The organism is Alcanivorax sp. (assembly GCF_051117345.1).
GTDB lineage: Bacteria > Pseudomonadota > Gammaproteobacteria > Pseudomonadales > Alcanivoracaceae > Alcanivorax.
Genome location: NZ_JBNPEC010000233.1, coordinates 1 through 7,294, shown reverse-complemented (window position 1 = coordinate 7,294; position 7,294 = coordinate 1). Strand labels below are relative to the sequence as shown.

Here is a 7,294-nt window from a genome sequence, read left to right as displayed (position 1 = left end):
CCAGCATCACCTGCATGTGTTTACGGTCTTCCGGGCTGATCGGGGAGAAGGGATCCATCACCGCCTTGTTTTCGCCCGCGGTGAGCACACGACGCTCTACACCCAGCTTCTCGGCGGCTTCCTGAAAACCGAAGCCGGCCATGATCACACCGATGGACCCCACGATGCTGGCCGGGTCCGCGTAGATTTCGTCGGCGGCTGAGGCGATGTAATAGGCGCCGGACGCCCCCAGATCAGTGATGGCAGCGTAGACCTTTTTCTCTGGATATTCGGCGCGCAGGCGTTGAATCGCGTTGTATACCTGATTGGACTGCACCGGCGAACCACCCGGGCTGTTGATCTTTAGAACAATCGCCTTGGTATTTTCCGCTTCGAAAGCCCGCGTCAACCCGGTAACGATCATATCCGCACTGGCATCCTGGTCCGGCGCGATCACACCGGAGACGGTCACGAAGCCCACATGGTCCTCGGTGACCTTCATGGTCTCTCCGGCCTTGCCCGGTAGCATGATATATAACAGCACGAACAGGTAAACGAACGTCAGAATCTTGAAGAAAATCCCCCAGCGACGGGATTTACGGTGCTCGTCCTGGGCCTGGCCCAGCAGTTTCTCAATGAGTTTCCACTCACGCTCATTCCCAGGACGGGATGAAGGGGGCTGATTTTCCATTTACAGACTCTCCGTAACCAGTTCAGTCGCTGCAAGCCCTAGCACTGGCAGCAGATGATGCAATCTATCAATGACAGCCAGAGGCTCACAAGGCAACAGTTTCTCAACTGGATGGGCACCATAACTCACTGCCACACGGTCAACACCGGCGGCTCTGGCCATATCCAGATCAAAGGTAGTATCGCCGACGACAATGGCCCTTTGCGCCGGCACCGCCATCTCCTCAAGCAGTTCCAGCACCATGGCAGGGTGAGGCTTGGAGTGACTTTCGTCGGCGCAACGGGAGGCATGGAAATAGCGGTCCAGTCCGGTATTGCCCCACACCCGTTGCAGCCCCTTACGGCTCTTGCCGGTAGCCACCGCCAGCTTCATCCCCGCTTCCCGTAGCCCGGTCAGCAACGATTCGGCCCCCGGATAGAGGGCACTGGGAGTAGCTTCAGCCGCAACGAAGTGAAAAGCATAGCGTTCGCGCATGGAGTCGATACCCCCGCCGTCCAGCACCGGGTAAAGGGTGCCGATGGCCTCCGGCAACCCCAAACCGATAATACCGCGCACGGTTTCATCGGGCAGTGAAGGCAGCCCCAGGTCCACCGCTGCCAGCTGCATACAGCTGACAATACGGCCGGTGGAGTCCATCACCGTGCCATCCCAATCAAAAATCACCAGATCGTAGTTCACCGGGCACCTCGCAGCGCTTTCAGGATGGCCTCGAAGTCCTCATCCAGCGGCGCGGTGATGGTCACCTTCTTACCGGTATTGGGATGCGGAAACACCAGAGTGCGGGCATGCAGACACAAACGTTTGTGACCGATACTGGCGAGCAACGCCGCCCCCTTGTCGATGCCGTACTTGTCGTCTCCCAGCAACGGAAAACCACCGAACTGGCTGTGCACGCGAATCTGGTGGGTACGACCGGTTTCCAGAGTGGCCTCCACCAGCTGCGCATCCGCCAACCGCTCCAACATGCGAAAATGGGTAACCGACGCCTTGCCCTCCCGGGACACACGGACAATACGCTCGTTGCCGTTCTGCATTTTCAGCAATGGCGCCTCCATGGTGCGCTCCTTGCCCTTGAAGCCCTGGCAGAGCAACCAGTAGCGCTTCTCTACCTCGCCGGCCTGCATCAGTCGCTGCATCTTGCGCAGGAAAGCGCGCTTGCGCGCCACCATGATCAGGCCACTGGTATCCCGGTCCAGCCGGTGCACCAGTTCCATCTCCTTTTCCGCCGGATGAATCACCCGCAGGGCCTCAATCAGCCCCAGGCTTACCCCGCTACCACCGTGCACCGCCAGGCCGGCAGGCTTGTTGAAGATGAACAGCTGATCATCCTCATAGACACAGGCCCGGCTGAGACGCTCGGTGAGGCCACTGCTGACCACCGGTGGGGCCTCGGATTCGCTGGTGCGGATCGGCGGAATACGCACCACATCACCGGTGGCAAGCCGGGTGGTCTGCCGGGCGCGCCCTTTATTCACCCGCACCTCCCCGGAACGAATGATCCGGTAGACACGGGATTTGGGCACCCCCTTGAGATGGGTGAAGAGAAAATTGTCCAGGCGTTGACCATGCCGGCCTTCGTCAATGGTCACGAAGCTGACACGGTTCGCTGCGGGGGTCTCGTCTGACATGGCGGCGATTCTATAGAAAAGCAGTTAATAGTGAACAGTTAACAGTGAATAGTTGCGCGCAAAAGCGCATTCCTACCTGAAATGACCCCAGCGAGCGCCCAACTTCCAAGCGCGGCCACATACCTATTAATGGCATATAATCGATACCGCGAAGCTATTAACTGTTAACTATTCACTATTCGTTGCCCCTTTCCTATCTGATTGATCCCCCTTGGCTTTTGCTGCTATAGTCAAGCGTCGACCTGAATATAGGCGACGGCGACGCGCAGCGAACATTCGCCGTCTGGCCCACTCCGGCATAGCCGAGAAGACAGAGCCCGCCTCAGGTCTACAATAAAGCGTTATCGCCCATTCGCAGATTGCAGTGTGGGCAAACGCTGCAGATGAACCCGTTTAAACAGCGTCCGATGACGGACCCTGAACATTAACGATGGTGGCTGCAGCGCCGGTCAAACGACCTGGAAAACAGACAGACAAGAGTTTACACATTGCTGTGTGACGACAAACCACGGCAATCGCGTGAAGCATTACAGGCTGGCCTATTGCCAGTACGATTACGCACTAAACATTGCACACAACTCGGAGAGCGGCTGACTCAGGCATAATCATCACCCAGGAAAGCGATTAAACACGCCCCGCGTGCGCCCTGCCCGTGACAAGCCTGCCAGCACTCCCCCTGGTCTGCTACCGGTTACATTCCGGCCCTGCCTCATGCCACCACAAACTTGTGGTAGCACCATGAAACGTATGCTCATTAACGCCACTCACCCTGAAGAGGTTCGGGTGGCACTGGTCGACGGCCAAAGGCTGTATGACCTAGATATCGAACACAGAACCCGTGAACAGAAAAAAGCCAACATCTACAAAGGCAAGATCACCCGGGTGGAACCGTCCCTGGAAGCCGCGTTCGTAGACTTCGGCGCCGAGCGTCACGGCTTTCTTCCCCTCAAGGAAATTTCCCGCCAGTACTTCCAGAAAGACCCGAAAGACATCCAGGGTCGCATCAACATTAAGGAAGTGATCAAGGAAGGTCAGGAAGTCATCATTCAGGTGGCCAAGGAAGAACGTGGCAACAAGGGCGCGGCCCTCACCACCTTCATCAGCCTGGCCGGTCGTTATCTGGTACTGATGCCCAACAACCCCCGTGCCGGTGGTATTTCCCGTCGCATCGAGGGCGAAGAACGCCAGCAGCTCAAGGAAGCCCTGGGCGCACTGACCATTCCCGATGAAATGGGCGTGATTGTGCGTACCGCCGGCCTGGGACGCAGCGCCGAGGAACTGCAGTGGGACCTGAACTACCTGCTGAAGTTGTGGAACTCCATCGACGATGCCTCCCAGGATCGCAAGGCGCCCTTCCTGATCTATCAGGAATCCAACGTCATCATCCGTGCCATCCGTGACTACCTGCGCAAGGACATCGGCGAAGTCCTGATCGACTCCAAAAAAGTCTACGACGAGGCCCAGGGCTTCGTGCAGCAGGTGATGCAGGACTTCCAGCACAAGATCAAGCTGTACAGCGATGAAACCCCGCTGTTCTCACGCTTCCAGATCGAATCCCAGATCGAGACCGCCTTTGAGCGCGAAGTGAAGCTGCCCTCCGGTGGCTCCATTGTTATCGATCCCACCGAAGCGCTGGTGTCCATCGACATCAACTCCTCCCGGGCCACCAAAGGCGCGGACATCGAGGAAACCGCCCTGAACACCAACCTGGAAGCGGCAGATGAAATCGCCCGCCAGTTGCGGTTGCGCGATATCGGCGGCCTGATCGTGGTGGACTTCATCGACATGGGCCCGGCCCGCAACCAGCGGGACGTGGAAAATCGCATGCGCGATGCCCTGGAGGCCGACCGCGCCCGGATCCAGCTGGGTCGCATTTCCCGCTTCGGGCTGCTCGAGCTGTCCCGGCAGCGGCTGCGCCCGAGCCTGGGGGAAACCTCCAGCATTGTCTGCCCGCGCTGTAACGGTCAGGGCCACATCCGTGATGTGAAATCCCTGGCTCTGAGCATCCTGCGCCTCATTGAAGAAGAGGTGATGAAGGAGCGCACCGGCGAGATCCAGGCCCAGGTGCCGGTGGCCGTGGCCACCTACCTGCTCAATGAAAAACGCGAACCCCTGCGCGCCATTGAAGATGCACACAATGTCCGCGTGGTCATCATCCCCAACCAGAATCTGGAAACCCCGCATTTCGAGGTGGAACGGATTCGTGATGATCAGACCGTCGCCCAGCCCAGCCACGAAATGGAACTGCTCGAAGGGCACAAGGATGCGGATATCGCCTCCGCCCAGGACACCGAGATCAAGACCCAGGAGCCGGCCGTCAAGCTGATGGCACCGGACACCGCCCCGCCGCCGCCGAAACCGGCGCCGGCACCCGCGGCCACCACTACGGAAAACCTGGGCATCCTGGCCCGTTTCTTTACCTGGCTGGCGCAGATCTTTACCAGCGAACCCAAGCAGCCCAAGGCCAAGAAGCCCCAGCCACAAGGCAAGGGTGGCCCGCGCCAGCAGAACACCCGCGGTGGTCGCGGCGGCAACAACCGCAACCGTAATGACAACCGTAGCAAGCAGGATGCTGGCAAGAGCGGCGGCAAGGGTAGCGATAGCGACAATCGCAACCCGCGCAACAAACGCCAGAATGACAAGGACGGTGGCAACCGCAAGAGCGACAACCGCCAGTCTGACAATCGCGGCGACAACCGCTCTGCAGACCGCTCCGGCGACAACAAGGACGACAACCGCAACGAACGTCGCGGCCGTAACGACAACCGTCGTAACCGCAACGACAACCGTGGCGGCGACAATCGTAACGACGGTCGCAACAATGAAGGCCGCAACGACGGTCGCAACGACAACAAGGCTGACAAGAGCGATGGCGGCAACAAGCCACGCAACAAGAAGCCCCAGCAGCAGGACAACACCGAAGGCAACAGCGACAGCAAGGGCCCCAAGGCGCCCCGTCGCAACGATGCCAAGGATGACCGTCCGCTGCGCGAACGTCAGCGTCCGGCAAAATCCGCAGCCAATGGCGACAAGCCCGCTGGCGAGCAGAAGCCCCAGCAGGCTCAGCCGGCCCGCAACGTAAAGCAGGACGACAAGCCGCAACCGACCCGCACCCCTGCCCCGCCAACGGTGATGGACAACGAAGGGCATCCGCCAGCGAAGCTGGTTCCGGCACAGGAACCGATTGCGGGTGAGCAGCCTCAGGCAGCTACAAAGGTTGAGAAAACCGAGAAAGCTGAGACTCAAAGCGCTGCCAAGCCGGCACAGCCTCAGGAAACTGCCAAAGCCGAAAAGGTAGAGAAAGAAACGAGCGCGCAAACAGCAGAGCAGCCTGCCGCCCCGGCACCGGTCGCGGAAAAGCCGCAAGCGCCGAAAGCAGAACCGCAGCCCGAGCAGCAGGTCAACGCAGAGCCGCAAGTGAAAGCTCAGGCGGAACCGCAAGCTGAAGCGCCCGAGAAGCAGGAAGAAAAACCGGCAGCGCCAGCGCCTGCTGCCGAGAAACCCGCCCAGGAAGCTGAAGCTCCCCAGGCCGACACACCGAAAGCCACCGAGCCCAAAGCAGAGCAGCCAGCTGCACCGCAACCGGCCACAGCCGAAGCACCTGAGCAACCTGAGCCACAAGCGCAGGACACGGCCAAGGCAGACACTCCGGCCGAGGCGCCAGCTGCAGAAGCCCCAGCTCCGGCGCAAGCGGAAGACAAACCGGCCGCCAGCGAACCGGTGGCAGAAGAAAGCGACGCAGATGATGACGCCACGGTCCATGCCCGCACTGCTCCTCGTCAACCGGGCTACAAGCGCACTGCGCCGGCTCCCCGTGAAGCGGAAAAGCCGAAAGAGGCCCCCAAGCCGGAAGCCAATGAGCTACCCAGCCGGGCCACCGAGGTGAAAGCGGTACGCGCCGAAGCCAAACCCGCCGCCGCAGAAATGGGCCGGGCCAGCAACGACCCGCGCCAGCGCCGCCGGCAGCAACAGGCAGAAGCGGCAGCCGCCGCCAAAGCCGCCGAAGAGGACGCTTCCTCAGAGTCCTGAGGTAAGCTGACACTTCGCCCATAAAAAAAGCCCCGCTCATTGAGCGGGGCTTTTTTTATGGGCGCTTTCCTCCAACGGCCTTCCAAAACGTAGGCTCAGTGCACCCTACGCAATCTGTGACGGTGGTGAGAAATTCAGCGTCCGGCGTTCCGTTGCAGGAGGCTGCCTGTAGCGCGACCTTTCGCGTGCAAGCACGCGCCTACAGCGGCTCAGTTGCTCGCTTCTACGGTAGCAGGATCGGCTCCTGCTCCAGGCTGACACCGAAACGCTCCCACACATCCCGGCGCACGGCAGACGCCAGTGCCAGTACATCCTCGCTGGTGGCACCGCCATGGTTAACCAGTACCAGGGCTTGCTCACTATGCATGCCCACGGGACCCAGCCTGCGCCCCTTCCAGCCAGCCTGCTCGATCAGCCAGCCGGCTGCCAGCTTGATTCCTCCTGGCTGTTCATAGCCCACCAGGCCGGGAAAGGCCTTTTTCAGTTCACCAGCCTTTTTAATGCTTACCACCGGGTTTTTGAAAAAACTGCCGGCATTGGCCAGTACCGCCGGGTCAGGTAATTTGCTCTGGCGCACGGCAATCACCCGCTCGCGCACCGCCGCCGGTGACACATCCTCGGCAGGCAAATGACCAAAGTGCTCTTTCAGAGGCCCATAACTCACGTTACAGGCCGACACCTTGTTAAGGCGCAACTCGATACCGGTAATCACATAGCGGCCCCGGTCGCGGCTTTTGAAGCGGCTGTCCCGGTAAGCGAACTCACATTCTTCGGCGGCAAAGTGGGTCACCCGGCCGGTGGCCACTTCCATCACGGTAACCTGCTCCAACACCTGGGACAGCTCCACCCCATAAGCGCCGATATTCTGGAACGGTGCCGCACCGGCGGTGCAGGGACTCAACGACCGGTTTTCCTGCCCCTCCAAGCCCTGCCCACAGGTACCGGCCCACAACCAATCCCAGTGCAC

Annotated in this window: 5 protein-coding genes; 1 reads left to right on the top strand and 4 read right to left on the bottom strand. The window is 60.2% G+C overall.

Annotation, left to right across the window (positions count from 1 at the left end):
• From ACFE0K_RS14955 to ACFE0K_RS14945, 3 genes are all read right to left on the bottom strand, one after another.
• A partial coding sequence (locus ACFE0K_RS14955) for a S49 family peptidase (protein WP_434536818.1) occupies window positions 1–670 on the bottom strand: 670 nt, incomplete at its 3' end.
• Window positions 671–1,348: an HAD-IA family hydrolase gene (locus tag ACFE0K_RS14950; protein ID WP_434536817.1), complete on the bottom strand. Its 678-nt coding sequence runs from the start codon at window positions 1,346–1,348 to the stop codon at window positions 671–673. It lies immediately after the preceding gene.
• Window positions 1,345–2,298, bottom strand: coding sequence for an RluA family pseudouridine synthase (locus ACFE0K_RS14945; RefSeq protein ID WP_434536816.1), 954 nt, complete (start codon window positions 2,296–2,298; stop codon window positions 1,345–1,347). The genes ACFE0K_RS14950 and ACFE0K_RS14945 overlap by 4 nt, the downstream gene beginning before the upstream one ends.
• A gap of 738 nt (window positions 2,299–3,036) precedes the next feature.
• Here ACFE0K_RS14945 and rne point away from each other — a divergent pair.
• Window positions 3,037–6,327: a ribonuclease E gene (gene rne / locus ACFE0K_RS14940; protein WP_434536815.1), complete on the top strand. Its 3,291-nt coding sequence runs from the start codon at window positions 3,037–3,039 to the stop codon at window positions 6,325–6,327.
• A 223-nt stretch (window positions 6,328–6,550) separates the two neighbouring features.
• Here the strand turns inward: rne and murB are convergent.
• Window positions 6,551–7,294 (bottom strand): UDP-N-acetylmuramate dehydrogenase (gene murB, locus ACFE0K_RS14935; protein ID WP_434536814.1); only part of this gene is annotated, 744 nt, incomplete at its 5' end.

What these genes read in the sequence shown, in the direction of transcription:
- ACFE0K_RS14945 (WP_434536816.1), bottom strand. Translation starts at nt 2,298, where the DNA reads ATGTCAGACGAGACCCCCGCAGCGAACCGTGTCAGCTTCGTGACCATT.
- rne (WP_434536815.1), top strand. Translation starts at nt 3,037, where the DNA reads ATGAAACGTATGCTCATTAACGCCACTCACCCTGAAGAGGTTCGGGTG.